At 0.0% G+C, this 255-nt stretch carries 1 protein-coding gene; it reads left to right on the top strand.

Features of this window, described 5'->3' with window-relative positions; translation table 11 throughout:
• The coding region (locus J4G36_RS19020) for a hypothetical protein (RefSeq protein WP_179766249.1) at positions 1-255 on the top strand (255 nt) is incomplete at both ends.

Raw genomic sequence — 255 nt, forward strand, 5'->3', positions numbered from 1 at the left:
AAAAAAAAAAAAAAAAAAAAAAAAAAAAAAAAAAAAAAAAAAAAAAAAAAAAAAAAAAAAAAAAAAAAAAAAAAAAAAAAAAAAAAAAAAAAAAAAAAAAAAAAAAAAAAAAAAAAAAAAAAAAAAATAAAAAAAAAAAAAAAAAAAAAAAAAAAAAAAAAAAAAAAAAAAAAAAAAAAAAAAAAAAAAAAAAAAAAAAAAAAAAAAAAAAAAAAAAAAAAAAAAAAAAAAAAAAAAAAAAAAAAAAAAAAAAAA

Source organism: Sporosarcina sp. 6E9 (genome assembly GCF_017921835.1).
Taxonomy (GTDB): Bacteria; Bacillota; Bacilli; order Bacillales_A; family Planococcaceae; genus Sporosarcina.